Source organism: Paucibacter sp. JuS9, assembly GCF_044043925.2.
Lineage (GTDB): Bacteria > Pseudomonadota > Gammaproteobacteria > Burkholderiales > Burkholderiaceae_C > JAUASW01.
Genome location: NZ_CP194172.1, coordinates 1,199,138 through 1,223,029, shown reverse-complemented (window position 1 = coordinate 1,223,029; position 23,892 = coordinate 1,199,138). Strand labels below are relative to the sequence as shown.

25 protein-coding genes and 1 tRNA gene are annotated in these 23,892 nt (G+C 65.7%); 10 read left to right on the top strand and 16 right to left on the bottom strand.

Features of this window, described 5'->3' with window-relative positions; genetic code table 11:
- Positions 1–3: 3 nt before the first annotated feature.
- From ABT392_RS05415 to ABT392_RS05390, 6 genes are read right to left on the bottom strand one after another with little or no spacing between them, the layout of a single operon-like run.
- Positions 4–1,614 carry an AMP-binding protein gene (locus ABT392_RS05415; RefSeq protein WP_395386396.1) on the bottom strand — a complete coding sequence of 537 codons (1,611 nt, stop codon included), beginning with the start codon at positions 1,612–1,614 and terminating at the stop codon, positions 4–6.
- Positions 1,611–2,756 carry an acyl-CoA dehydrogenase family protein gene (locus ABT392_RS05410; RefSeq protein ID WP_464970925.1) on the bottom strand — a complete coding sequence of 382 codons (1,146 nt, stop codon included), beginning with the start codon at positions 2,754–2,756 and terminating at the stop codon, positions 1,611–1,613. The genes ABT392_RS05415 and ABT392_RS05410 overlap by 4 nt, the downstream gene beginning before the upstream one ends.
- A 1-nt stretch (position 2,757) precedes the next feature.
- Positions 2,758–3,609 carry an enoyl-CoA hydratase family protein gene (locus tag ABT392_RS05405; RefSeq protein WP_395386398.1) on the bottom strand — a complete coding sequence of 284 codons (852 nt, stop codon included), beginning with the start codon at positions 3,607–3,609 and terminating at the stop codon, positions 2,758–2,760.
- Positions 3,606–4,136, bottom strand: a complete 531-nt coding sequence (locus ABT392_RS05400) for a MarR family winged helix-turn-helix transcriptional regulator (RefSeq protein WP_395386399.1) — start codon at positions 4,134–4,136, stop codon at positions 3,606–3,608. The genes ABT392_RS05405 and ABT392_RS05400 overlap by 4 nt, the downstream gene beginning before the upstream one ends.
- Complete coding sequence (locus ABT392_RS05395) at positions 4,136–4,879, bottom strand: SDR family NAD(P)-dependent oxidoreductase (protein ID WP_395386400.1); 744 nt, start codon at positions 4,877–4,879, stop codon at positions 4,136–4,138. The genes ABT392_RS05400 and ABT392_RS05395 overlap by 1 nt, the downstream gene beginning before the upstream one ends.
- Positions 4,876–7,293 (bottom strand): bifunctional salicylyl-CoA 5-hydroxylase/oxidoreductase, encoded by a 2,418-nt coding sequence (locus ABT392_RS05390; RefSeq protein WP_395386401.1) that lies wholly within the window; start codon positions 7,291–7,293, stop codon positions 4,876–4,878. Before ABT392_RS05390 ends, ABT392_RS05395 begins: the two co-directional genes overlap by 4 nt.
- Before the next feature lie 194 nt (positions 7,294–7,487).
- Here ABT392_RS05390 and kynB point away from each other — a divergent pair, with 194 nt between their 5' ends.
- The 5 genes from kynB (at position 7,488) to ABT392_RS05365 (ending at position 12,549) form a co-directional block, all read left to right on the top strand.
- Positions 7,488–8,111 (top strand): arylformamidase, encoded by a 624-nt coding sequence (gene kynB / locus ABT392_RS05385; protein ID WP_395386402.1) that lies wholly within the window; start codon positions 7,488–7,490, stop codon positions 8,109–8,111.
- An 8-nt stretch (positions 8,112–8,119) separates the two neighbouring features.
- Complete coding sequence (kynU, locus tag ABT392_RS05380; RefSeq protein WP_395386857.1) at positions 8,120–9,421, top strand: kynureninase; 1,302 nt, start codon at positions 8,120–8,122, stop codon at positions 9,419–9,421.
- On the top strand, positions 9,418–10,269 hold the full coding sequence (gene kynA / locus ABT392_RS05375) for a tryptophan 2,3-dioxygenase (RefSeq protein ID WP_395386403.1): 852 nt from the start codon (positions 9,418–9,420) through the stop codon (positions 10,267–10,269). Before kynU ends, kynA begins: the two co-directional genes overlap by 4 nt.
- Positions 10,270–10,394: 125 nt before the next feature.
- The gene (locus ABT392_RS05370) at positions 10,395–12,206 is read left to right on the top strand and encodes an aminopeptidase P family protein (protein WP_395386404.1); all 1,812 of its coding nucleotides are present in this window, start codon (positions 10,395–10,397) and stop codon (positions 12,204–12,206) included.
- A 121-nt stretch (positions 12,207–12,327) separates the two neighbouring features.
- The gene (locus ABT392_RS05365; protein ID WP_334277257.1) at positions 12,328–12,549 is read left to right on the top strand and encodes a hypothetical protein; all 222 of its coding nucleotides are present in this window, start codon (positions 12,328–12,330) and stop codon (positions 12,547–12,549) included.
- A 9-nt stretch (positions 12,550–12,558) separates the two neighbouring features.
- Here ABT392_RS05365 and ABT392_RS05360 read toward each other — a convergent pair whose 3' ends face one another.
- Both ABT392_RS05360 and ABT392_RS05355 read right to left on the bottom strand, forming a co-directional pair.
- Positions 12,559–13,374, bottom strand: coding sequence for a LytR/AlgR family response regulator transcription factor (locus tag ABT392_RS05360; RefSeq protein ID WP_395386405.1), 816 nt, complete (start codon positions 13,372–13,374; stop codon positions 12,559–12,561).
- On the bottom strand, positions 13,371–14,462 hold the full coding sequence (locus ABT392_RS05355) for a sensor histidine kinase (protein ID WP_334277259.1): 1,092 nt from the start codon (positions 14,460–14,462) through the stop codon (positions 13,371–13,373). Before ABT392_RS05355 ends, ABT392_RS05360 begins: the two co-directional genes overlap by 4 nt.
- Positions 14,463–14,584: 122 nt before the next feature.
- Here ABT392_RS05355 and ABT392_RS05350 point away from each other — a divergent pair, with 122 nt between their 5' ends.
- Positions 14,585–15,034 (top strand): DsrE family protein, encoded by a 450-nt coding sequence (locus ABT392_RS05350; RefSeq protein ID WP_395386406.1) that lies wholly within the window; start codon positions 14,585–14,587, stop codon positions 15,032–15,034.
- Here ABT392_RS05350 and ABT392_RS05345 read toward each other — a convergent pair whose 3' ends face one another.
- The 5 genes from ABT392_RS05345 to ABT392_RS05325 all read right to left on the bottom strand — a co-directional run bounded on the left by ABT392_RS05345 (position 15,035) and on the right by ABT392_RS05325 (position 18,615).
- A complete protein-coding gene (locus ABT392_RS05345; RefSeq protein ID WP_334277261.1) occupies positions 15,035–15,277 on the bottom strand; it encodes a hypothetical protein in 243 nt (80 codons plus the stop codon).
- Positions 15,278–15,648: 371 nt separating this feature from the next.
- Positions 15,649–15,736 (bottom strand) — tRNA-Ser (locus tag ABT392_RS05340).
- Between the two features lie 71 nt (positions 15,737–15,807).
- Entirely contained in the window at positions 15,808–17,103 is a 1,296-nt protein-coding gene (gene serS / locus ABT392_RS05335) for a serine--tRNA ligase (protein WP_395386407.1), read from the bottom strand.
- 91 nt (positions 17,104–17,194) lie between these two features.
- Positions 17,195–18,172 (bottom strand): 4-hydroxy-3-methylbut-2-enyl diphosphate reductase, encoded by a 978-nt coding sequence (gene ispH, locus ABT392_RS05330; RefSeq protein ID WP_395386408.1) that lies wholly within the window; start codon positions 18,170–18,172, stop codon positions 17,195–17,197.
- Entirely contained in the window at positions 18,172–18,615 is a 444-nt protein-coding gene (locus ABT392_RS05325; protein ID WP_334277264.1) for an FKBP-type peptidyl-prolyl cis-trans isomerase, read from the bottom strand. Before ABT392_RS05325 ends, ispH begins: the two co-directional genes overlap by 1 nt.
- 83 nt (positions 18,616–18,698) lie before the next feature.
- Here ABT392_RS05325 and radC point away from each other — a divergent pair, with 83 nt between their 5' ends.
- From radC to ABT392_RS05310, 3 genes are all read left to right on the top strand, one after another.
- A complete protein-coding gene (gene radC, locus ABT392_RS05320) occupies positions 18,699–19,373 on the top strand; it encodes a RadC family protein (RefSeq protein WP_334277265.1) in 675 nt (224 codons plus the stop codon).
- Positions 19,370–20,005, top strand: coding sequence for a Smr/MutS family protein (locus ABT392_RS05315; protein WP_334277266.1), 636 nt, complete (start codon positions 19,370–19,372; stop codon positions 20,003–20,005). The genes radC and ABT392_RS05315 overlap by 4 nt, the downstream gene beginning before the upstream one ends.
- Positions 20,006–20,191: 186 nt before the next feature.
- Positions 20,192–20,839, top strand: coding sequence for a hypothetical protein (locus tag ABT392_RS05310; RefSeq protein WP_395386409.1), 648 nt, complete (start codon positions 20,192–20,194; stop codon positions 20,837–20,839).
- A 44-nt stretch (positions 20,840–20,883) separates the two neighbouring features.
- Here ABT392_RS05310 and ABT392_RS05305 read toward each other — a convergent pair whose 3' ends face one another.
- Genes ABT392_RS05305 through ABT392_RS05295 form a run of 3 tightly spaced genes read right to left on the bottom strand, consistent with a single transcriptional unit; the run spans position 20,884 to position 22,818 of the window.
- Positions 20,884–21,282 (bottom strand): group II truncated hemoglobin, encoded by a 399-nt coding sequence (locus ABT392_RS05305; RefSeq protein WP_334277268.1) that lies wholly within the window; start codon positions 21,280–21,282, stop codon positions 20,884–20,886.
- A 10-nt stretch (positions 21,283–21,292) separates the two neighbouring features.
- The gene (locus tag ABT392_RS05300; protein WP_334277269.1) at positions 21,293–22,090 is read right to left on the bottom strand and encodes a MinD/ParA family protein; all 798 of its coding nucleotides are present in this window, start codon (positions 22,088–22,090) and stop codon (positions 21,293–21,295) included.
- Between the two features lie 2 nt (positions 22,091–22,092).
- The gene (locus ABT392_RS05295; RefSeq protein ID WP_334277270.1) at positions 22,093–22,818 is read right to left on the bottom strand and encodes a GGDEF domain-containing protein; all 726 of its coding nucleotides are present in this window, start codon (positions 22,816–22,818) and stop codon (positions 22,093–22,095) included.
- 202 nt (positions 22,819–23,020) lie between these two features.
- Between ABT392_RS05295 and ABT392_RS05290 the strand changes: the two genes are divergently transcribed.
- On the top strand, positions 23,021–23,875 hold the full coding sequence (locus tag ABT392_RS05290; protein WP_334277271.1) for a CheR family methyltransferase: 855 nt from the start codon (positions 23,021–23,023) through the stop codon (positions 23,873–23,875).
- Positions 23,876–23,892 lie beyond the last annotated feature (17 nt).

Below are 23,892 nucleotides of genomic sequence, written 5' to 3'. Positions count from 1 at the left end.
CGATCAGCTGGATTGCTTGAGTCGGAAACGCTGCAGTTTGCCGGTTTCAGTACGCGGCAGGGTCGCGCGGAACTCTAGCGCACGGGGGTATTTGTACGGCGCGATGCTCGCCTTGACGAAATCCTGCAAGGTCTTGACCAGTTCGGCATCGCCGACAAAGCCTTCGCGCAGCACGACAAAGGCCTTGACGATCTGGCCGCGCTCTTCGTCAGGCACCCCGACGACGCCGCATTCGGCCACCGCCGGATGGGCGAGCAGTGCGCTCTCCACCTCGGGGCCGGCGATGTTGTAGCCGCCCGAGATGATCATGTCGTCGGTGCGGGCCTGATAGACGAAATAGCCGTCTTCGTCTTGCAGATAGGCGTCGCCGGTCAGGTTCCAGCCGTTCAGCACATAGCCGCGCTGCCGCTCGTCCGCCAGGTAGCGGCAGCCGGTCGGGCCCTTGACCGCGAGCCGCCCGACCTTGCCGGCAGGCAAGACCTGGCCCTCTTCATCCAGCACGCAGGCCCGGTAGCCGGGCACCGGCTTGCCCGTGGCGCCGGGCCGGGCGCCGGCCTCGTCGTGCGAGATGAAGATGTGCAGGAGCTCGGTGGCACCGATGCCGTCGATCAGTTCGATGCCCGTCGCGTCCTTCCACAGCTTGCGCGTGGCGGAGGGCAGGGCCTCGCCGGCACTGACGCACTTGCGCAGGCTTGTCAGAGCGGCTTTGCCAAGCTGCGGCGCCATCGCGCGATAGGACGTAGGGGCGGTGAAGCAAACCGTCGCCTTGTACTGGGCAATCGCGGCGAGCAAGGCATCCGGCGAAGCTTTCTCGAGCAGCACGGTCGATGCGCCCACGCTCATCGGAAACAAGAGCAGGCCGCCCAGGCCAAAGGTGAAGGCCAGCGGCGGGCTGCCGATAAAGATGTCCTCTGCCACCGGCTTCAGGCAATGCACCGGCCAGCAACGGCAGATGGCCATCACGTCGCGATGGAAGTGCATGGTGCCCTTTGGGGCTCCGGTCGTGCCCGAGGTGAAGGCGATCAGCGCCACATCGTCCGACGCGGTATTCACGTTGGTGAATTGCCAAGGCTTGGCTGCGGCCCTGGCTTCCAGCCCATCGGCCGCTTCGCTGCGGAAAAACAGCATCTGCTTCAGGCCAGCACATTGCGCCTGCGCCAGCTGCATTTCCTCGGCCAGGTTCGCATCGCACAGCGCATGGCTGACCTCGGCCTTGCTGATGACCTGACCGAGTTCCTTGGCACGCAAGAGCGGCATTGTCGCCACGGCAATCGCACCCACCTTGATCACCGCGAACCAGCAAGCCGCCATCTGCGGCGTATTGCTGCCGCGCAGCAGCACGCGATTGCCAGGAACCACGCCTATCTCGTCCACGAGCACATGGGCAATGCGGTTGGCCTCGGCCTGCAGCTGAGCGTAGGTCCACTGCAGCTTGGCGCCGCGCACGCAGGGCCGGTCGCCCTGGCCTTGCTCCACCCAGCGATCCAGCAGCTCGGTGGCGCAATTGAGCTGTGCAGGGAACTGCAGCTCCGGCAGGTCGAAGATCAGCTCCGGCCATTGCTCGGCCGGGGGCAGATGGTCGCGAGCGAAGGTATCGACGTGAGCGCTGGTCATTTCAGCAATTCCCTCCCGATGATCAATTGCTGCACCTCGCTGGCGCCCTCGTAGATGCGCAAAGGCCGGATCTCGCGATACAGAGACTCCAGCACCTCGCCGACGCGCACGCCCCGGCCGCCAAACAGCTGCAGGGCCGAGTCGATGACCTGCTGGGCGTTCTCGGTCGCCACCAGCTTGGCCATCGCGGCCTCCTTGGTGATGGCCTTGCCCTGGTCGCGCAGCCAGGCGGCGCGATAGACCAGCAAGGCGGCGCTGTCGATCTTGCAAGCCATGTCGGCCAGCTTGGCCTGGGCCAGCGGCAGATCAGCCAGGTGGCCGCCAAACATCGCCCGGCTCTTGGCTTGCGCCAGCCCTTCCTGCAGCGCGCGGCGGCCAAAACCCAGGGCCGCGGCAGCCACCGAGGTACGAAACACATCGAGCGTGCGCATCGCGATCTTGAAACCCTCGCCGGCGGCGCCGATGCGCTGCGACCTCGCCACCCGGCAGCCGCGGAAATGCAGGGTGGCCAGCGGATGCGGCGCCATCACGTCGATGCGCTCTGCAATCTCCAGGCCGGGTGAGTCGGCATCGACGATGAAGGCCGAGATGCCGCGCGCGCCCGGCTGTTCGCCGGTGCGCGCGAACACGACGTAGAAGTCGGCGATGCCACCATTGGAAATCCAGGTCTTGTCGCCGTTCAGCAAATAGCTGTCGCCATTATCAATGGCTTCGCAGCGCATGGCGGCCACGTCGGAACCCGCATCCGGCTCAGACAAGGCGAACGCTGCCAAGGCTTCACCGCGAGCCACGCGCGGCAGATAGCGCTGGCGCTGTTCTTCCGTGCCGGCGAGCGAGATGGCGCCCGAGCCCAGGCCCTGCATCGCGAAGGCGAAGTCCGCCAGGCCATCGTGCCGCGCCAGCGTTTCACGCAACAGGCAGATGGCGCGGGTGTCGATCACATCGGCCGTGCCGCCGAGCGACATGCCGGCAATCGCATGCTTCAGCCAACCGGCCTCACCCAGCGCCTTGACCAGGCCCTTGCAGGCGACATCGACATCGCTGTGATCTACATGGGCCAGATGCGCGGCACACCAGGCATCCAGATCAGATGCGAGCCGTCGGTGCTTGTCCTCAAAAAAAGGCCAATCGAGATGCTCCATCTCAATCTCCCTTGAACTCGGGCCGCTCTTTGGCGACGAAGGCCTTGTAGGCCCGGTGGAAGTCCTGCGTCATCATGCAGATCGCCTGTGCCTGCGCTTCGGACTCGATGGCCTCGTCCACGCCCATGGACCATTCCTGGTGCAGCATCTTCTTGGTCATCGCATGGCCAAAGCTCGGGCCGGTGGCGATTTGCGCGGCCCAGCTCATTGCCTCGTTCAGCAAGGCATCGGGCTCATGCAGGCGATTGAAGAAGCCCCAGTTCAAGCCTTCCTCACCGCCAAGCGAGCGCCCGCTGTAAAGAAGATCCGAAGCGCGCCCCTGGCCCACGATGCGCGGCAGGATGGCGCAGGCGCCCATGTCGCAGCCGGCCAGGCCCACGCGGGTGAACAGGAAAGCCGTCTTGCTGCGAGCCGTGCCGACACGCAGGTCCGATGCCATTGCGATGATGGCGCCCGCACCGGCGCAGACACCGTCGATGGCCGAGATGACGGGCTGCGGGCAGGCTCGCATGGCCTTGACCAGGTCGCCTGTCATGCGGGTGAAGGCCAGCAGGTCCGGCATGCTCATTTGCGTGAGCGGGCCGATGATCTCGTGCACATCGCCACCCGAGCAGAAGTTGCCACCGGCGCCCTGCACCACGATGGCTCGCACTTCGTCCACGTATTCCAGGCGGCGGAACAGGTCGCGCAGCTCGGCATAGGACTCGAAGGTCAAGGGGTTCTTGCGCTCGGGCCGGTTCAAGGTGATCAGACCCACCGAGCCCTCGACACGCCAGCCGAAATGCTCGGGCTGCCAGCCCACCAGGCTTTGCAGATTGCCGCCCTGCAGATGCGTGTTCTTCGATGCCGTCATGACGATGCATCCTTCTCCGATGATTTCTGTTGGCTGTCCAGAGCGAGCAAATGGGTCTTGAGGCCGGACAGCAGCCCGTAGACCTGCTGCTTCTCCTCGGCGTTCCAGCCCCCCAGCAGATCGACCACCCACTGCTCATGCGTGGCCGCCCAGCGCTTGAACTGGCGGCGACCGGCCGGCGTGAGCCGCACGGTGAAGGAGCGGCGGTCGCTGGGATGGGTTTCGCGCAGCACCAGGCCTTCGGCTTCCAGCTGATCGGTGATGCCGGTGACGTTGCCGCCGGTCACCATCAGGCGCCGCGAGAGTTCGCGCATCGTCAGCCCTTGCGGATGCCGCTCCAGCTGCGCCAGGAGATCGAAGCGCGGCAAGGTGGTGCCGAACTCGGCGCGCAGCCGCGCGCGAATCTGGTCTTCGACCCGCGTGGTACAGGCCAGCAAGCGCAGCCAGAGCTTGAGCGCCTGGTGGTCGTTGTCGCTGACCCGCGATTCCAGATCGGGGTCGGGTCCTGCCTCGTCCTGCAATGCCATCAGGCTGTCTCCCCGCCGCAGACGGCGATTGCTTGTCCATTGATGCCGCCGGCCTCGGGCCGTGTCAGCCACAGTACGCTGGCGGCCACTTCCTCCGGTGTGATCAGCCGGCCTTGTGGATTGGCCTTGGCCAGCTCGGCGCGCGCCTCGTCGGCCGAGCGCCCGGTCTTGGCCTGGATGTTCTCGATGGCGGCCGCGACGATCTCGGTTTCGGTATAGCCGGGGCAGACCGCATTGACCGTGATGCCGCTCCTGGCCAGCTCCAGCGCCAGCGCTCGCGTCATGCCCACCACGCCATGCTTGGCCGCGCAGTACGCCGCCACATAGGCATAGCCCTTGAGCCCCGCCGTGCTGGCCACATTGACAATGCGGCCATAGCCGCGCTCGCGCATCGCCGGAATCACCGCGCGGCTGCAGAGGAAGCTGCCGGTGAGGTTCACGTTCAGCAGCCGCTGCCAGACCTCCAGCGAGGTCTTGGCCAGCGGCGCGGTCTCGACCTGGCCGGCGTTGTTGATCAGGAGATCGACCGGCGAGGTGGCGGCAAAGGCGGCCTGCACGCTGGCCTCGTCGCCGACATCGCAGACCTGCACGGCCACATCGCCGAGTGCATCCGCGTGGGCCTGCAAGCGCTGCAGATGGCGACCCATCAGCGTGACGCGATGGCCTTCGTTCACCAGCGCTCGCGCAACTGCGGCGCCAATCCCGCTGCCACCGCCGGTCACAACTGCATGCCGCCTTGTCATACGCCCAGCGCCTTGTTCGCCTGCTCAGCCGCCGCAAGCCCGGCACCACGCTGGCGCTCGCCCTCTCGCTCCATCTGCTGCTTTCCCGACAGGTATTGTTGAGGCCACTCCAGGCCCGCCGGGCCGGTGTAGCCGATGCGTGCGGCCTCGGTCAGCGTCCAGGCCGGGTTGGCCAGATGCGGGCGCGCCACGGCACACAGGTCGGCGCGGCCGGAGGCGATGATGCTGTTCACGTGATCGGCCTCGGAGATCGCGCCGACGGCGATGGTCGCGATGCCGACGCGGTTGCGGATGTTCTCGGAGAAAGGCGTCTGGAACATGCGGCCGTAGACCGGCTTCTGCGCCTTGCTGACCTGACCTGAGGACACGTCGATCAGGTCGGCACCCGCCGCCTTGAAGGCCGCCGAGATCTCGACCGAATCTTCCGGCGTGGTTCCGCCAGGCACCCAGTCATGCGCCGAGATCCGCACCGACATCGGCCGCTCGGCAGGCCAAACCGCCCGCATGGCGCGGAACACTTCCAGCGGGTAGCGAAGACGGTTCTCGAGGCTGCCGCCGTAGTCATCCTGGCGCTGGTTGGTCAAAGGTGAGATGAAGCTGGAGAGCAGATAGCCGTGAGCACAGTGCAGCTCCATCCAATCGAAACCGGCGGCGGCGGCTCGCTGCGTGGCGGCGACAAAGTCATCGCGAACGCGGTCCATGTCGGCGCGGTCCATGGGCTTGGCGGTCTGGCTGATGCCGCTCAGGTATTGCTGCGCTGACGCAGCCAGCAATGGCCAGTTGCCAGACTCCAGCGGCAGGTCCTCACCGCCATGCCAAGGCACTCTCGTCGACCCCTTGGGGCCGGCATGGCCGAGCTGCATCGCGATCTTGGCGCTGCTGTGCTGATGGACGTTCTCGACAATGCGCTGCCAGCCCTGCATCTGCTCGTCATTCCACAAGCCCGGGCAACCGGGCGTGATGCGCGCATCTGGCGAGGTGCAGGTCATCTCGGCGAACACGAGGCCGGCGCCGCCCAGGGCGCGGGCGCCCAGGTGCACGAGGTGATAGTCCGCCGGCAAGCCGTCCACACAGGAGTACTGCGCCATCGGCGAGACGACGACGCGGTTCTTCAGCGTCAGCTCGCGCAGCTTGAAGGGCGTGAACATCGGCGGCACCGTCGCGTCCAGTCCCGAACGTCTGGCGAGCCAGCGCTCGAAGTCGCCGACATAGCGAGCGTCGCGCAGGCGCAGGTTCTCGTGCGAGATGCGCTGCGAGCGGGTGAGCAGCGAATAGGCGAACTGCTGAGGGTCGAGGCGCGCATGCCGATCGACGTTCTCGAACCATTCGGTCGAGTTGCGCGCCGCATTCTGGATGCGCAGGACCTCGATGCTGCGTGTCGCCTGATACGCGTCGAGTGCCGCCTTCAGGTCACCCTCGTGCGCCGCGATGTCACGCGCCAGGTCGATCGCATCTTCCAGCGCCAGCTTGGTTCCGGAGCCGATGGAGAAGTGGGCGGTGTGGGCGGCGTCGCCCATCAGGACGACGGGCGCAACACCGTTGGCGGAGGCGCTGGGCCGCCCCGAGCCTCCGCGCTCCCCTTGGGGGACGGACTCCGCAGAGCGCAGGCCCAGGGGCTCACGGTAGTGCACCCAGGTCTTGCAGACGACGCGGGGGAAGCGGATCCATTGCGCCGAGCCCCGCAGATGCGCTGCATTCGACATCAAGGCGTGCCCATCCAGCACCTTGGCAAAGAGCTTCTCGCAGAAGGCGATGCCCTCTTCCTTGGACATCTGCTCCAGCCCTGCCGCCTGCCAGACGGCTTCGGGCGTCTCGACGATGAAGGTCGAGGTCTCGCCATCGAACTTGTAGGCGTGGGCCTGGAACCAGCCCCATTCGGTCTGCTGAAAATCGAAGGTGAAGGCATCGAACAGCTTCTTGGTGCCGAGCCAGACGAAGCGGCAATTGCGCAGGTCGATGTCGGGCTGGTAGGTCGCCGCGTACTTCTGGCGCAGGCGGCTGTTCAGGCCATCGGCCGCAATGATCAGGTCGGCCTCGATCCCGGCGTCGTCCTGCACGTCCTGCTCATAGCGAAGCTCGACGCCGAGCTCCATGCAGCGGCGTTGCAGGATGGACAGCAGCTGCTTGCGACCGATGCCGCAGAAGCCATGGCCGCCGGACACCACGGTTTCGCCGCCGATATGCACGGCGATATCGTCCCAATGGTTGAAGGCGTCCAGGATCTCGGCCGCACTCTGCGGGTCGGCCGCGCGCAGCGCCGCCAGCGTCTGGTCGGAGAAGACCACGCCCCAGCCAAAGGTGTCGCCGGCGCGGTTGCGCTCCAGCACCACCACCTCGTGGGCAGGGTTCTGCTTCTTCATCAAGAGGGCGAAATACAGGCCGGCTGGACCGCCGCCTATGCAGCAGATGCGCATGGTGTTGTCGATGGAAGAACGGAGCAGGGTTCGCCGCACTTTAGGTCTGGATAATTGAAGTGTCAAATAGACGAAAACCCAGGCCCGACTGATCTCGCAGGCTTGACAGCTCGTTGGAATTAACCGACACCACGGCTCAAGCATCCTTGCTAAGGTCCGGCCCGAATTTAATCTCCCCTGCCTGCCTGCCTGCCATGCCACGCCTCTGGGACATCTCGCCCACCGTTTCGTCCGAAGCGCCGATATTTCCCGGTGACGAGCCCTATTCACTGCGCTGGACCGCGCGGCTGTCGCCCGACTGCCCGGTCAACCTCAGCGCGATCACGATGTCGTCGCATGTCGGTGCCCATGCCGATGCGCCCTTGCACTACGGCAATGACGAGCCGAGTGCGGCCGAGGTCGACCTGAATGCCTACCTCGGCCCCTGCCGCGTGATCCATGCGATCGACTGCGGCCCGCTGATCCGCATCGAGCACCTGCATCACGCGGCCGCCAACTTGCCGCCGCGCGTGCTGGTGCGTTGCTGCAAACAGGCCGACACCGCCTGGAACCCCGACTTCACGGCCTATGCGCCGGAGACGGTGGCATGGCTGGCCGCACAAGGCGTGCAGTTGATCGGCCTGGACACGCCCTCGGTCGACCCCGCCAGCAGCAAGCTGCTTCCCAGTCATCAGCAGCTCCTGCGGCTGAAGCTGCGTGTGCTGGAGAACCTGGTGCTGGATGAAGTACCCGAAGGCGACTACGAGTTGATCGCCCTGCCCCTGAAACTGGCCGGTGCCTGCGCTTCGCCGGTGCGCGCGGTCTTGAGAGAACTGTGATGACGAAGATGACAAGAACAAGACAGGACTGCCAGGTCCTCGACGACGAAGACACCCTGCGCGAGCTGCGCCACCAGTTCGACCTGCCACCAGGCGTGATCTACCTCGACGGCAATTCCCTTGGCGTGCTCCCGCGCGCTACAGCCAGCCGCGTGCAGGAGGTGATGCAGAGGGAATGGGGCCAGGACCTGATCAAGAGCTGGAATACGGCCGGCTGGATCGACCTGCCCGGCCGCATCGGCGACAAGATTGGCCGCCTGATCGGCGCCAAGCCTGGCGAATGCGTGGTGGCTGATTCCACGTCCTTGAACCTCTACAAGGTCTTGTCGGCCGCGCTGCAGATGGCCCGTGCCGATGCGCCAAGACGTCGACTGATCGTCTCCGAGCGCAGCAACTTCCCGACCGACCTCTACATCGCTGAAAGCCTGGCCCGTCAGCATGGCGCCGAGCTGAAACTGATCGACTCGGTCGACGAACTGCCGGCCGCGCTGAATGGCGACCTGGCCGTGCTCATGCTCACCCAGGTCAACTACCGCAGCGGCTTCATGCACGACATGGCCGCAGTGACCGCCGCAGCCCATGCCGCGGGTGCGTTGGTGATCTGGGATCTGGCCCATTCCGCCGGCGCGCATGAGGTGGACCTGAGCGGCGCACGGGCCGACTTTGCCGTGGGCTGCGGCTACAAGTATCTGAACGGCGGCCCTGGCGCGCCGGCGTTCGTGTGGGTGAATCCGAAGCATGCGGAGCGCTTCTGGCAACCGCTGTCGGGCTGGCTGGGCCATGCGGCGCCTTTCCAGTTCACGCCGAACTACCAGCCTGCACCGGGCATCCGGCGCTACATCGCGGGCACACCGGCCATCCTCTCGACCGCGGCGCTGGAATGCGGTGTCGACACCGTGCTGGCGGCCGAAGCCCTGGGCGGCATGGCCGCCTTGCGCAAGAAGTCGGTGGCGCTGTGCGAGCTCTTCATCGAGCTCGCTGAGGCGCGCTGCGCGTCCTTGGGCATTCGTCTGTCTTCCCCGCGCGAAGCGTCCCAGCGCGGCAGCCAGGTCTGCCTCAGCCTCGCGGCGCCGCTGCAGGAAGCCGGCTATGCCGTGATGCAAGCCCTGATCGCCCGCGGCGTGATCGGCGACTTCCGCGCGGGCGACCCGAGGCGCCTGGAGCAGGTACCGCACATCCTGCGTTTCGGCTTCACGCCGCTCTACATCGGCTATGCCGAGGTGTTCGACGCTGTCGAGCATCTGCATGCGGTGCTCGCCAGCGAAGAATGGCGCCGCCCTGAGTTCCACCAGCAAGGCGCCGTGACATGAGCTGCCCACACCACCCCACTGAAAGCATTGTCAAGGAAGAAGGGGCGCAGCTCGACTTCTCCAAGGACATGAGCTACGGCGACTATCTGCAGCTGGGCCAGATCCTCTCCGCGCAGAAGCCGCTCTCCCCCGAGCACAACGAGATGCTCTTCATCATCCAGCACCAGACCTCGGAGCTGTGGATGAAGCTGATGCTGCACGAGCTGCATGGCGCCGTGGCCTGCGTGGCTTCCGACCAGTTGCCCGAAGCCTTCAAGATGCTGGCACGGGTGTCGCGCATCATGGAGCAGTTGGTGCATGCCTGGGACGTTCTCTCCACGATGACGCCGCCCGAGTACACGGCAATACGGCCCTATCTCTCCAACAGCAGCGGCTTCCAGAGCTGGCAGTACCGCGAGATCGAATTCTTGCTGGGGAACAAGAACCCGGCCATGCTCAAGCCCCACGCGCACCGGCCCGACCTGCTCAACCAGGTGCAGGCGGCCTACCAGTCGCCCTCGCTGTACGACGAGGTGCTGCGCCTGATGGCACGCCGCGGCATCGCCATGCCTGAGAGCCACACCCAGCGCGACTGGACGCAGGCCTATGCCATGAGCGAAGACGTGAAGGCTGGCTGGCTTTCGGTTTACCGCGATCCCAAGAACCACTGGGACCTGTACCAGATGGGCGAGGAGCTCGTAGACCTGGAAGACGCGTTTCGCCTCTGGCGTTTCCGCCATGTCACCACCGTCGAGCGGGTCATCGGTTTCAAGCGCGGCACCGGAGGCACGGGCGGCGTCAGCTACCTGCGCAAGATGCTGGATGTGGTCTTGTTTCCTGAACTTTGGGCACTGCGCACCGAGCTATAGGAAAATCGCAGCTTTCTGTGAAAGCTGCGATTTCGCAAAAATCGTCGCCTTTCATCAAAGGCGGCGATCTCGCAAAAATCGTCGCCTTTCGCCCCGAAGCCAAAAGCCCTGGAGAGAGCGCCGACATGGACACCCGCACCCACACGATCACGCTGCGCCTGGAGAAAATCCGCGACGCCCTGCGCGCCAACGGCTGCCAAGCCGCGCTGATTCCCTCGGCCGACCCGCACCTCTCCGAATACCTGCCCGACCGCTGGCAAGGCCGTCAATGGGCCTCGGGCTTCACGGGCTCGGTGGCCACCCTGGTCGTGACGCTTGACGGCGCTGCGCTGTTTGCCGACAGCCGCTACTGGAGCCAGGCCGAAACCGAGCTGGCCGGCACCGGCATCACGCTGGTCAAGGTCATGTCGGCCGCGGCTTCCAACTACATCGACTGGATGGTCGAGAACCTCAAGGCCGGCGACACAGTTGCGGTGGATGGTCAGGTGCTGGGCCTGGCCCTGGCTCACCAGATCCGCAGCGCACTGCAAGCCGCCGGTCTGAACCTGAACACCACGGTCGACGTGATCGCCAGTGCCTGGGAAGACCGCGCCGGACTGCCCACAGCGGCCGTGTTCGAGCACCTGCCGCCGCAGGCCAGCGTGAGTCGCAAGGACAAGCTCGCCCATGTGCGTGCCGCCGCGGCCGCTCGCGGCGCCACCCACCATTTCATTTCCACGGTAGACGACGTGGCCTGGCTGCTCAATCTGCGCGGCGCCGATGTCACCTACAACCCGGTTTTCATGGCCCACCTGCTGCTGGACGGCGAGAAGGCCACGCTGTTCCTGGCGCCAGGCAAGATCGACGCGGCCCTGCAAGCCCGCCTGGCTGCAGACGGCGTGACCATCGCCGCCTACGAGCAGACACCGGCGGCGCTCGGCGCCCTGCCCGCCTCGGCTGTGCTGCTGGTCGACCCCAAGCGCGTGACACTGGGCCTGCGTGAAGCCGTGGCCTCCGGCGTGCGCGTGATCGAAGCCATCAACCCGAGCACCCTGGCCAAGAGCCGCAAGACCGCTGACGAAGCCGCTTACGTACGCGAAGCGATGGAGCAGGACGGCGCGGCCATGTGCGAGTTCTACGCCTGGTTTGAAGCCGCCTTCGCGGCTGGTGAGCGCATCACCGAGCTGACGGTGGACGAGCACCTGAGCGCCGCCCGCGCCCGCCGCCCGGGCTTCAAGGGCCTGAGCTTCAACACCATCGCCGGCTTCAATGCCAATGGCGCCCTGCCTCACTACCGCGCCACCGATGAATCGCACAGCGAGATCAAGGGCAATGGCCTCTTGCTGATCGACTCCGGCGGCCAGTACCTCGGCGGCACAACCGACATCACCCGCGTCTGGCCCATCGGCACCGTCAGCGCCGCGCAGAAGCGCGACTACACGCTGGTGCTCAAGGCCACGCTGGCCTTGTCGCGCACCTGTTTCCCGCGCGGCACCCTGAGCCCGATGCTGGACGCCATTGCCCGCGCCCCGCTGTGGGAGCAAGGCATCGATTACGGCCACGGCACCGGCCACGGTGTCGGCTATTTCATGAATGTGCACGAAGGCCCGCAAAGCATCTCCAAGGCGATGCCGGAAGCGACCATGGCGATGGAAGTCGGCATGATCACTTCCATCGAGCCCGGCATCTACCGCCCGGGCCAATGGGGCGTGCGGATCGAGAACCTGGTGCTCAACGTGGCGCTCGACACGCCCGAAAAGGGTCAGTTCGGCGACATGCTGGCCTTCGAGACGCTGACGCTGTGCCCGATCGACACCCGCTGCATCGACCTGACCTTGATGCGCGAGGACGAAAAGGCCTGGCTCAACAGCTACCACGCCGAGGTGCGCCGCCGCTTGAGCCCGCTGGTTCAGGGCGCTGCGCTGGCCTGGCTGAACGAGCGCACGAACGCGATCTGACCCGCAATCGCGCGACCGGAGGCAATTTACTGAGTCTGACCGGCCTGGAAGCGGCTCGAATGGGCACCTAGACTTGTGCTGTGAGGTCGCCGCTGCGGCGGCCCGCAGCCAGGAGCTCAAAATGAACAGCAAGAGCCTTGTCGCCGTTGCCCGCCACTGGCGCGAACGCCTTCCCGGGAAAAAGAGCTATCTGCACCGTTTCTCGGACAGCGCCCTGCACACCACGCTGATGGTGGCCGTGGTCATCCTGGCGACCCTCGTCATGATCAAGGTGGTCGAGGTGGGCGTCACCGTCTGGCAGCTGGAAAAAGTGGTCATCACCGGCCGACCCAGCGGCGGCTGACCAGCTTTTCTACATCTGCCGGAACAGGTGCAGGTAGCTGCGGCTGACCGGCAGCACCTCGGTGCGGCCGCGCAGATGGATGTCGGCCGTCTCGTTCAGGCCCCGGGTCAGGTGGCTGACCGAGCGCAGGTTCACCACCACCGAGCGGTGGACCTGGGCAAAGTACTTCGGGTCCAGCTGCTCCATCAGCTCGCGGATCGACATCCGTATCAAGGCCTCGCCCTCGGCCCACACCACCAGCGTGTATTTCTCGTCCGAGCGCAGGAAATCAACCTGGTCGACCGGTATCAGCTTCAGCGTCTGACCCACCGAGGCCCGCAGCCACTGCAGATAGCCACCACCGCCCGAGGCTGACGCCACCGAGGGGCGGCGCAAGACATCGGCCAATTGCTCAATCGCTGCTTCCAGCTGGCTGCTGCTCATCGGCGAGGCTGACACTGCAGGCGGCCGGCCTGCCAGGCGCTCACGCAAGCGGGTCACCGTGTCCTCGAGCCGGGCATCCTCATAGGGCTTGACCAGGTAATCCAGCGCGCCCTGCTCGAAAGCCTGGACGGCGTACTGCTCATACGCAGTCACAAAGACCACCTGCGCGCGCCGGCCGATCTGGCGTGCAGCTTCCACGCCGTTCAGGCCGGGCATGTGCACGTCGAGGAAGACGATGTCGGGCTGGTGCTGCTCGAACAGCTCCACCGCCTCGCGCCCGTTGCGGGCCTGCGCCACGATGCGTAGCTCCGGCCAGGTCTGGGCCAGGGAGCGGGCCAGGCTGTCACGCAGCAGCGGTTCGTCGTCGGCGATGAGCGCAGTAGGCTGGTGGGCTGAACTCATGGCTTGAACTCGATTTCGGCGCGCAAGCCATGTGGCTGGTTCTCGGTCAGGTCCAGCCGCGACCCGCCGCCATAGAACATCTGCAGACGCTCGCGCAAGTTTCGCAGGCCGGTGCCGGAGCCGATGGACTGGGTCAGTCCCACGCCGCTGTCGCTGCACCAGATCCTCACGCGGCCGTTCTCGAGCTGTTCACCGCCCAGCTCGATGCGTCCGCCCACCTCGCTGGGGTCGATGCCATGGCGCACCGCGTTCTCGACCAGGGTCAGCAAGGCCATCGGCGGGAAGCGCAGGCGCTGCAAGCCCTGAGGCACTTCGATGGAATAGCTGAGCCGGTCTGGCATGCGCAGGTGCATGAGCTCCAGGTAGGCCCGCACCAGGCCAAGCTCGTCGCTCAGGTTGGAGGTTTCGTCATGCAGCCGCGGCATGGCGGCGCGCAGATAGCTGATCAGGCTGCGCAGCACCGGAGCGGCCTGCGGCGAGCCGGTTTCAACCAGCGCACGGATATTGGCCAGGGTGTTGAAGAGAAAATGCGGCTCGACCTGGGCCTGCAGCAACCGCAGCCTTGCGTCCAGGGCCCGGCGCTCCAGCTCGCTGCGCTCCAGCTCGAAACGCAGAGCCTCGTTGCGCGCTTCGGTATCGCGCTGCCGATACAGCGCGCCCATGGCCAGCAGGGGCGCCACAAACAGGCCCGAGCCGGCAATCCACAGAAAACCCAGCACGCGGCCTTCGCTGCGCCACAGCGCCGCCAGGTCGCCACCGACCGAGACCAGATAGACCAGCAAGGTGGCCAGCGGCACGGTGAGCGCCACTGCCACCACCTGCAGGAACCAGCGCGCCAGCCAGCGCGGCAGGCTGCGCGGCCATTGGCCCACGGCCGAGAATGCCAGCAGGCCCAGGAGGGCCACGAACAAGGTGCGCCCCAGCAGCACCGTCAGTGGCGTGATGAAGATCGGGTCGAGCAGGACGGCGGCCAACGCACCCAGGGCCAGGGCCAGGGCGACACGGCGGGCCGACAGCGAGGCAACAAAGCCTCGCCAGGCTTCGCCATGGCTGGGCTGAGGCGGAATGAGGGAAGAACCAATCGTCATGGGCGACAGCCTAACGACTGCCCGCGGCCCCTCCAAGGGTTGGAACCCGCTCAGGCGACGAACGACGGTTTGCGACCCTTGAGAGGCGACGCACAATGCGCACATCTCACCAGGAGCGAACGATGACGAAGCGCAAATTCCTTGTTGGCTTGATGGGCGTGGCCGCCATGGCAGTCCCGGCCCTGCTGCCCCTTGGCGCCGCCCATGCCCAGGGGACCGGCCCCGATCAGGTGGTCTACCACCTCAGTGACACCGCAACACAGTCGCTCGGTGGCCTGCGCAATATCAAGAACCACCTGGACACCGACCCCACGGCCAGGATCACCGTGGTAGCGCATGCCCAGGGCGTGGACTTCCTGATGCAGGACGCCAAGGACCGCAACGGCAACCCCTACGAGATCGCCGTGCAGGAGCTGGTGGGCCGTGGCGTGAAATTCGAGGTCTGCGAAATCACCCTGAAGAACCGCAACCTGAAGAAGGAGCAGTTCATCGCCGAGGCGCAGTTCACGCCCTCCGGCGTGGTCCGCCTGGCCAAGCTGCAGCGCCAGGGTTTCGCTTACATCAGACCTTGATCAGGCGCCCGACCCGCACATCACCACGTCGCGACCGGCGTTGACCGCGAAGCGCAAGGCCTCGTCAGGGCTGGACCAGGCAAAGCCGCCGGCCAGCGACTCCTCCCTGTAGGCCTCGCGCCGGGGTTTCTCACCCCGGACCCGCATCACCACCACGGCGGCGATGTAGCCGTAGGAACGGGGTTTTTCGATCGCTCCGGCGTAGATCCGGTAGTCCCCTGCGTCGACTTCAGCGAAATGCATTGACTGCTCCTGCACGGCATGACAACTGCCGCAAGAGGCGCACTGTGCCCGCCGATGCGAACAGCCGACATCGTCATTTGGTGGGGGATGGTTTACCCCCAATGGCCGGTGGATACACGAGCCCGCCAAAGACAACCACGGCTGGACCACCTTGCACCAGAACCTCTAGTTCGGCTTGAATGGGGGCGACCACGGCGACAAGGCCGCGATTCGCAGCGCGTGACTCGCCGCCGTCAGTCGACAGGGCGAAGGTGCCAGCAAAACGGTCCAGGTGATAGCGGTGAGATGGCGCAGCTCGCACTCAATCTGCCGACACGGATTGGTGAGCAAAAGAAAAAGCCGGGCGCTGAGGCCCGGCTTTTCTTACTTCTTGGCGGAGAGGGTGGGATTCGAACCCACGGTACCTTGCGGTACGCCTGATTTCGAGTCAGGTACATTCGACCACTCTGCCACCTCTCCAGGTTCGGCACTCGCGTGGTCTTCAGCGAGTCAAGCCCGCAAGTATAGCGGACTTTTTCGAGCCTCAGCAATCAGGCGCGCAAAATTTCCACGCCGCCGAGATAGGGGCGCAGCACCTCGGGCACGGTCACGCTGCCATCGGCGTTCTGGTAGTTTTCAAGCACTGCAACGAGGGCGCGGCCCACGGCCAGGCCGGAGCCGTTCAGGGTGTGCACCAGCTCGTTCTTGCCCTGCGCGTTCTTGAAGCGCGTCTGCATGCGTCGGGCCTGGAAGCCCTCGCAGTTCGAGCAGGAACTGATCTCGCGATAGACACCTTGAGCCGGCACCCATACCTCGAGGTCATAGGTCTTGGCGGCGCCAAAACCCATGTCGCCCGTGCACAGGGCCATCACGCGATACGGCAGGCCGAGCTTTTGCAGGATGGCTTCAGCATGGCCGACCATCTCTTCCAGCGCCTCGTAGCTCTTCTCCGGGTGCGTGACCTGCACCATCTCGACCTTGTCGAACTGATGCTGGCGGATCATGCCGCGGGTGTCGCGCCCTGCACTGCCCGCTTCCGAGCGGAAGCAAGGGCTGTGGGCCGTCAGCTTGATCGGCAGCGTGGCCGCATCCAGCACCTGCTCACGCACGGTGTTGGTCAAAGAGATTTCCGAGGTCGAGATCAGGTACTGCTCGACCTGCTCTTCGTCGCCGCCGCGCAGCACCCAGAACATGTCTTCCTTGAACTTGGGCAGCTGGCCCGTGCCTTCGAGCACCTCGCGGTTGACGATGTAAGGCGTGTAGCACTCGGTGTAGCCATGCTCGTTGCTCTGCACGTCCAGCATGAACTGGGCGAGCGCGCGGTGCAGCTTGGCCATCGGACCCTTGAGGAAGCTGAAGCGCGAGCCCGAAAGCTTGGCACCGGTCTCGAAGTCCAGGCCCAGCGGCGCGCCAATGTCCACGTGGTCGCGCAACTCGAAGTCGAATGAACGTGGCGTTCCCCAGCGGCGCACTTCCACGTTGCCCGATTCGTCGCTGCCAACCGGCACGCTTTCATGCGGCAGGTTGGGCACGCTCATCAGCATGGTGTTGAGCTCGATCTGGATCACGTCCAGGCGCTCGGCACTGGCCTTGAGCTCGTCGCCGACGCCACCGACCTCGGCCATCAGGGCGCTGGCGTCTTCGCCCTTGCCCTTGGCCATGCCGATCTGCTTGGACAGGCTGTTGCGGCGCGCCTGCAGTTCTTCGGTTCGCATCTGCACGTTGCGGCGATCGGTCTCCAGCTCGGAGAAGCGGGCCACGTCGAGGAAGGCTTGCGGGTTCTTGCGGGTCTGCAGACGGGCGACGACGGCGTCGAGGTCCTTGCGCAGCAGGCTGATGTCTAGCATGGGTATTCCTTGGTATTTCTTCGCGGGATTCTAGAGAGCATGAAAACGGCGCCACAGGGGGGCGCCGCTGTCTATCGAAGCGTCGCCAGGATCAGGATCGGGAGGATGAGAGCTCGGCCATGGACTTGTCGCCCAGGCCCAGCGGCAGCGGGAAGCGAACATGCTCTTCCACGCCATCGAGCTTGCGCACGGCGGTGGCACCCAGGGCGCGCAGTCGTTCGATCACGGCTTGCACCAGCACATCGGGCGCCGAGGCGCCGGCGGTCAGGCCTACGCGGCTGCGGCCTTCCAGCCACTCGGGCATCAGGTCTTCGGCCGCATCGACCATGAAGGCCGGCGTGCCCAGGCGCTCGGCCAGTTCGCGCAGGCGGTTGCTGTTGGAGCTGGTGGGGCTGCCCACCACGACGACCACATCGACCTGCGGCGCCAGTACCTTCACCGCGTCCTGCCGGTTCTGCGTGGCGTAGCAGATGTCCTGCTTCTTGGGCTCGCGCACCTGCGGGAAGTGCTTCTTCACCGCGTCGAGGATCTCGGCCGCGTCGTCCACGCTCAGCGTGGTCTGCGTGACCACGGCCAGCTTGGCGGGATTGCTGACCCGCACATGCGGCACATCTTCGGTCTCTTCGACCAGGTAGATGCCTTCGCTCAACTGGCCCATGGTGCCTTCGACCTCGGGATGCCCCTTGTGGCCGATCATGATGAATTCGTAGCCTTCCTTGCGCAGCTTGGCCACTTCCACATGCACCTTGGTGACCAGCGGGCAGGTGGCATCAAAGACCTGGAAGCCGCGCTCGGCAGCTTCCTTGCGCACGGCCTGGCTCACGCCGTGGGCGCTGAACACCAGGGTGGCGCCAGAAGGCACTTCGGCCAGGTCTTCGATGAAGATGGCGCCGCGGGCCTTCAGGTCGTTGACCACATACGTGTTGTGCACGATCTCGTGGCGCACATAGATCGGGGCACCGAACTTCAGCAGCGCACGCTCCACGATCTCGATGGCCCGGTCCACGCCCGCGCAGAAGCCGCGCGGCTCGGCCAGCACGATTTCCTGGGGTTCGATCTTGCCTGGCATCACAGCACCCCGATCACGTGGACTTCGAAGCTCAGGGGCTGGCCGGCAAGCGGATGGTTGAAGTCCATCAGCAGCCAGTCTTCGCCGACTTCGCGCACCAGGCCGGCATAGCCGCCCTGGCCGTCCGGCGTGGGGAACTGCACCACATCGCCCACGGTGTACTCGGCGTCCGGGTCGCCCAGCTCATGCAAAAGCGCCAGCTTCACGCGCTGCATCATTTCTTCGTTGCGCTCGCCAAAAGCCTCGCCCGGCGCCAGCGCCAGCGTGGTACGGGTGCCTTCGGGCAGGCCGACAAGGCGGGCCTCGATGGCCGGAGCCAGCTCGCCCGTGCCCATGGAGAGCGTGGCCGGCTTGTCGTCGAAGGTATTGATCAGATCGCCCCCATCCGGCCCGATCAGGCGGTAGTGCAAGGTGAGGAAGGATCCGGCTTGAATGAGATTCACGGAGATGTGGGGTTCGATAGACTGCGCGGATTTTAAGGCCCCGGGGCCTGTGCCCTTTGCTAGCCCTTCCCCATAGCCCTCCAATGCCCCTGGACCAGCTCCCCAAAGAAGCCCGACCGCGCGAGAAGCTGCTCGCCCGCGGTGCCAGCGCGCTTGCCGACTCAGAGCTGCTGGCCCTGCTCCTGCGCACCGGCCTGCCCGGTCGCCCGGTGCTGCAGATGGCGCAAGGCCTGCTGGATGAATTCGGAGGCTGGCCGGGGCTCTTGAACGCCGACCTGCCCGCACTCGCCAAGGTCAAGGGCCTGGGCCCGGCCAAGCGGGCCGAAATCGCGGCCGTGCTGGAGATTGCCCGCCGCTCACTGCGCAGCGAGCTGCAGCTGCGGCCGGTTTTCGATGCACCCGACCGTGTCAAGCAGTACTGCCGCCTGCAGCTGGGCGACCTGGCCCATGAGGCGTTTGCCGTGCTGTTTCTGGACGCCCAGCACCGGCTGATCGCCATGGAAACGCTGTTCCGCGGCACGCTCACGCAAACCGCGGTCTACCCAAGGGAAGTGGCCAAGCGGGCGCTGGAGCTGGGCGCGGCGGCCGTGATCCTGGCCCACAACCACCCCTCGGGTGTGGCCGAGCCCTCGCGGGCCGATGAGCTGCTCACCCAAGGTCTCAAGAATGCCCTGGGCCTGCTGGACGTGCGGGTGCTGGACCACATGGTGGTCGGCCAGGCGGCCGTGGTCTCCTTTGCCGAGCGGGGGCTGCTGTGAAGCGCGAAGTGCTGGGCCTGGCCGACCTGAAGGAATTGCAGCGCGAACTCAACCTGCGACGTCGGCTGGAAGAGGAGCGGCTGGAACGCATCGCCGCCGCGCGCCGCCTGGCCGATCAGGAGAGGCGCATCTTCGAGCTCACCATCGGCCCGGTCACGCCGCTTCCCGATGCCAAGCGCTACGAGCATCTGATCGAACCGCCCTCACCCGAGCCGCGCCAGCGCGAGGCGGACGAGCGCGCCGTGCTCCTGCAGGCCTTGTCAGACGACTTCGATGTCGAGACGCTCCTGGAGACCGACGAGACGCTGTCCTTCCGTCGCCCCGAGATCAGTATCGAAGTCGTGCGCAAGCTGCGCCGCGGCCATTGGGCGCTGCAGGCGCAGCTCGACCTGCATGGCCTGCGCCGAGACCAGGCGCGCGAGGCGCTGGGCCATTTCATCCATGAATCGAAGCGGCGCGGCCTGCGCTGCGTGCGCGTGGTGCACGGCAAAGGCCATGGCTCGCCCGGGCGGGAGCCGGTCTTGAAGTCGCGGGTGCGACGCTGGCTGGTGCAGAAGGTGGAGGTGCTGGCCTTTGTCCAGGCCCGGGCCAGCGATGGTGGTGCTGGCGCGCTGATGGTGCTGCTGGCCTGAGCAGATTCAGCAGCAGCGACGATTCTGAGCGCGCCGAGGGACGCGCGGCACCCGCTGGAAACCCTCAGTTGCTAACGCCGCCAACTCCCACCTCGGGGAGGCTTGCGCCGCCTTGCATCCAGGCTTAGTCTGGCCCTGCAGTTTGCTTGCCATTGCACTCGTCCACTCACCGACTGGAGGCTTCAAATGAACATGGCACAACCACCGCAAGGCGCTTCGCGCTTCACCGGCATCGGCGTGGTGATCGTGGTTCACGCGCTGATGATTGCCGGTTTGAGCAGCGGGTTGATGCGGGGCATCATCGACAGCAAGCCCAGGATCACAGAGGCGCGCCTGATCAAGGAGGACCCGCCTCCCCCACCGACACCCGTGCCACGCGTGGAGCCGCAAGACCCCACCCGCCAGGTCGTGGTCCAGCAGCAGGTGATCGAGACGCCGGATTTCACCGTCGTCACGCCCACCGAAGTACCTCCCGGCACCGCTGGCAAACTCACGCTTCAGACGGGAGAGGGTTCGTCTCATGCAGGCCCCACAGTGGCGCCGCCGGCCGGAATTCCGGTGGTCAACGGCAAGGTCGATCCAGGCCTCGTATGCACGAAGATGGGCAGGCCGGATCTGCCGGCCGTGAACTGGGCGGGCGATGCGCTCTTCAGGGTGCAGGCCACGGTCCGCGGCGGCCGGGTGGCCGCCACCGAGTTCACCGTGCTCAGCGGTGTGATGGACCCGAAGACCCGACGGACCCTGCAGGCTGCCATCGCCAACACCTTGCGTGACACCTACGAATGCCCGGGCGAGCATCGCTTCGAGCAGGAGTTCAATATCCGCATCGACTGACTGACCGACTGACCAAGGTATCCGGGCCTTGCCTGCCCGGATACCTAGACGTTGCGCATCCAGTCTGCGGTGTTCATGAAGGCCGCGTCCAGCCTTTCGCGCAGCGCCGGGTCCAGCTCACATTCGAGCATGGCCTGGCGCATGCAATTCATCCACTGGTCGCGCTCGCGGATGCCGATTTTGTACGGCATGTGCCTGGCTCGCAGCCGCGGGTGGCCAAAGCGCTCGATGTAGTGGTCCGGGCCGCCCAGCCAGCCACACAGAAACCAATGCAGCTTGTCGCGTGAGCCGTCCAGCGTGGGCGGGTGCACGGCGCGCAGGTCTGCGTAGGCGGCTTCAAGGTCCATCAGGTCGTAGAAGCGGTCGACCAGCTGGCGAACGGCCACTTCACCGCCCACCCAGTCAAAGGCAGTGGCCGGCGAGCCGGCTTTCTCTTCGCTCATGAGGTGAGTTTCAGGTCAGCAGGCGATTGGCCAGCGCCTTGACGCCTTGTGCCGCCTCGCTGCCCGGGTACTGCTCGATCAGCAACTGGCGCTTCAAGACAGCCTGGCGAACCGTGGGGTCGTTGCGCACCTCGCCCAGCAGGTCGAGGCGGAAGGCCTGACCCGGCTGCTGGCCAACGAAACGCTGCAGCACCTGCTGCAACTGGCCGCAGATCACGCGGCCTTCACCCAGGCGCGAGGCTTGATTGACCAGCAGGCCCACCTGGCGGCGGCCCTGCTGCGTGGCAAGCACCTTGATGGTGGCGTAGGCGTCGGTCAGCGATGTCGGCTCGGGCGTGGCCACGACCATTACGTCGGTGGCCAGCGACACGGCAAACAGCACCACGTCGGAGATGCCGGCACCCGTATCCAGCAGCACCCAGTCAAAGCGCGGCTTGACCTGGTCGATGATCGACAGCAGGCGGTCCCGCACTTCCGGCGTGAGCCGCGAGTACTCCACCATGCCGGAGCCGGCCAGCAGCACCGAGAAGCCGCCCGGCGCCGGCAGGATGGCCTGATCCAACGTTGCCTTGTCGGTGAATACGTCGTGCAGCGTGAGCTTGGGGTGCAGGTTGAGCACCACGTCCAGGTTCGCCAGGCCGAGGTCGGCATCCAGCACCAGCACACGCTCGCCGCGAGCTGCCAGGGCTGCGGCCAGGTTGGCGGTGACGAAGGTCTTGCCAACGCCACCCTTGCCGCTGGTGACGGCCAGCGTGCGTGCGCCGCCGCTGCGGCCGGTGCGTGGGGGGGCGGCAGGAATTGCGCTCATGCTCACTCGCCGTCCTGAAGCTGCGATGCAGCAAACAACATGCCTTTTTCCTCGGCGCTCACCAGCGATTCCATTTGTGCTTCCAGGCAGGTACGGTTGCGGCCCTCGGCCTTGGCGCGGTAGAGCTGGCGGTCGGCCCGCTCCATCCACAGCAGAGAGGATGAACGCACCCATTGCGGCGCAAAGGCACCACCGACGCTGATGGTCACGCCGATGCGTTGGCTTGGCGATACATCGAGCCTGAGCTCGGCCACCTGCTCGCGCATGCGCTCGGCGACCGTGAGGCCAAAGCTGCTCGGGCAGTTGGGCAGGATGATGGCGAACTCTTCGCCACCCACGCGCGCCACGGTGTCCATGGGCCGCACGACACTCTCGATGGCGCGGGCCACGGCCTGGATGACCAGATCGCCGGCCGCGTGGCCATGGGTGTCGTTCACGGCCTTGAAGTGATCGATATCAAGAACCAGCAAAAGCGCCGGCTCGCCTGAACGGGCTACGCGGTCCACTTCGCGCGACAGCGCCATCTCGAAGCTGCGGCGGTTCACGAGGCCGGTCAGGGCGTCCTTGCTGGAGAGATCGCAAAGCGCGTCGATCACGCCTTGCAGCCATTCAGAACTGTAGGGCTCGGCCTCAGGCAGCAAGGCACCGGCCTGCTGCAGCAGTTGCAGGGCGGGGTCGAGCGCCAGTTGGCGGGCGTCGATCAGCGGTGGCGTGGCGGGGTTGTTCAAGGCGCTTGTTATCGTGTCGCGGCAGTCTAGCAGCGCCACAGCCGGCAGCATGTCTGGAAACGGATTGTGATTCAAGCCGCAGTTTCACCCATTCGATTGCAGGCCCGCCCCACCCGCTTGGGGGCAGAATAGACGGCAAACGCCCAGCAGGGTCTGCTGGACAGCCAGAGCCAGCGCCCGAAGAAGTCAAAGAGCCCACTACATGCCCGCTGCCCCGAACGGATCGTCCAGCACAGAGTCGATCGACCACGAGTTCAGCTTCAGCAAGGCCGACTTTGATCGCGTCCGCCAATTGATTTACCAGCACGCCGGCATCAGCTTGCATGAAGGCAAGCAGGCGATGGTCTATAGCCGCCTGTCGCGCCGCCTGCGCGACACCGGCCACAACAGCTTTGCCAGCTACCTGCAATGGCTGGAGCAAAGCAGCGGCCCGCAAGGTGCCGCCGAATGGCAGGAGTTCGTCAACTGCCTGACCACCAACCTCACGTCCTTCTTTCGCGAAGACCACCATTTCCACGCGCTGGCCGACGACCTGAAGGCCATCAATGCCCGGCCGATCCGCATCTGGTGTTGCGCCGCCTCCACGGGGGAAGAGCCCTACTCCATCGCCATGACCTGCCACGAGGCACTCGGGGCCAGCGCGCCGATGCAGATCATCTGCAGCGACATCGACACCAACGTCCTGAACACAGCACGCCGCGGCGTCTATGGCGCCGATTCGCGCGGGCTCAACCACGTGCGGCTGCGCAATTTCTTCCTCAAGGGCACCGGCGCCAACGAAGGCAAGATCCGCATCAAGCCCGAGCTGGCGCGCTGGATCGACTTTCGCCCCCTGAACCTGATGGACACGCAGTGGCAGCTCGGTGACCCCTTTCACATCGTGTTCTGCCGCAACGTGATGATCTATTTCGACGGCCCCACCCAGCGCAAGGTGCTGGAGCGCATTCACCGTGTGATGAAGCCGGGCGGCCTGCTGTTCGTCGGCCATTCGGAGAACTTCACCGAGTCCAAGGACCTGTTCCGCCTGCGCGGCAAGACCATTTACGAGCGCGTCTGACGCCGGCCTGCTCAATA

Bases quoted from the DNA above. Each gene is read 5' to 3' on its own strand.
- ABT392_RS05415 (WP_395386396.1), bottom strand. From the start codon at position 1,614: ATGACCAGCGCTCACGTCGATACCTTCGCTCGCGACCATCTGCCCCCG.
- ABT392_RS05410 (WP_464970925.1), bottom strand. From the start codon at position 2,756: ATGGAGCATCTCGATTGGCCTTTTTTTGAGGACAAGCACCGACGGCTC.
- ABT392_RS05405 (WP_395386398.1), bottom strand. From the start codon at position 3,609: ATGACGGCATCGAAGAACACGCATCTGCAGGGCGGCAATCTGCAAAGC.
- ABT392_RS05400 (WP_395386399.1), bottom strand. From the start codon at position 4,136: ATGGCATTGCAGGACGAGGCAGGACCCGACCCCGATCTGGAATCGCGG.
- ABT392_RS05395 (WP_395386400.1), bottom strand. From the start codon at position 4,879: ATGACAAGGCGGCATGCAGTTGTGACCGGCGGTGGCAGCGGGATTGGC.
- ABT392_RS05390 (WP_395386401.1), bottom strand. From the start codon at position 7,293: ATGCGCATCTGCTGCATAGGCGGCGGTCCAGCCGGCCTGTATTTCGCC.
- kynB (WP_395386402.1), top strand. From the start codon at position 7,488: ATGCCACGCCTCTGGGACATCTCGCCCACCGTTTCGTCCGAAGCGCCG.
- kynU (WP_395386857.1), top strand. From the start codon at position 8,120: ATGACAAGAACAAGACAGGACTGCCAGGTCCTCGACGACGAAGACACC.
- kynA (WP_395386403.1), top strand. From the start codon at position 9,418: ATGAGCTGCCCACACCACCCCACTGAAAGCATTGTCAAGGAAGAAGGG.
- ABT392_RS05370 (WP_395386404.1), top strand. From the start codon at position 10,395: ATGGACACCCGCACCCACACGATCACGCTGCGCCTGGAGAAAATCCGC.
- ABT392_RS05365 (WP_334277257.1), top strand. From the start codon at position 12,328: ATGAACAGCAAGAGCCTTGTCGCCGTTGCCCGCCACTGGCGCGAACGC.
- ABT392_RS05360 (WP_395386405.1), bottom strand. From the start codon at position 13,374: ATGAGTTCAGCCCACCAGCCTACTGCGCTCATCGCCGACGACGAACCG.
- ABT392_RS05355 (WP_334277259.1), bottom strand. From the start codon at position 14,462: ATGACGATTGGTTCTTCCCTCATTCCGCCTCAGCCCAGCCATGGCGAA.
- ABT392_RS05350 (WP_395386406.1), top strand. From the start codon at position 14,585: ATGACGAAGCGCAAATTCCTTGTTGGCTTGATGGGCGTGGCCGCCATG.
- ABT392_RS05345 (WP_334277261.1), bottom strand. From the start codon at position 15,277: ATGCATTTCGCTGAAGTCGACGCAGGGGACTACCGGATCTACGCCGGA.
- serS (WP_395386407.1), bottom strand. From the start codon at position 17,103: ATGCTAGACATCAGCCTGCTGCGCAAGGACCTCGACGCCGTCGTCGCC.
- ispH (WP_395386408.1), bottom strand. From the start codon at position 18,172: ATGCCAGGCAAGATCGAACCCCAGGAAATCGTGCTGGCCGAGCCGCGC.
- radC (WP_334277265.1), top strand. From the start codon at position 18,699: ATGCCCCTGGACCAGCTCCCCAAAGAAGCCCGACCGCGCGAGAAGCTG.
- ABT392_RS05310 (WP_395386409.1), top strand. From the start codon at position 20,192: ATGAACATGGCACAACCACCGCAAGGCGCTTCGCGCTTCACCGGCATC.
- ABT392_RS05305 (WP_334277268.1), bottom strand. From the start codon at position 21,282: ATGAGCGAAGAGAAAGCCGGCTCGCCGGCCACTGCCTTTGACTGGGTG.
- ABT392_RS05300 (WP_334277269.1), bottom strand. From the start codon at position 22,090: ATGAGCGCAATTCCTGCCGCCCCCCCACGCACCGGCCGCAGCGGCGGC.
- ABT392_RS05290 (WP_334277271.1), top strand. From the start codon at position 23,021: ATGCCCGCTGCCCCGAACGGATCGTCCAGCACAGAGTCGATCGACCAC.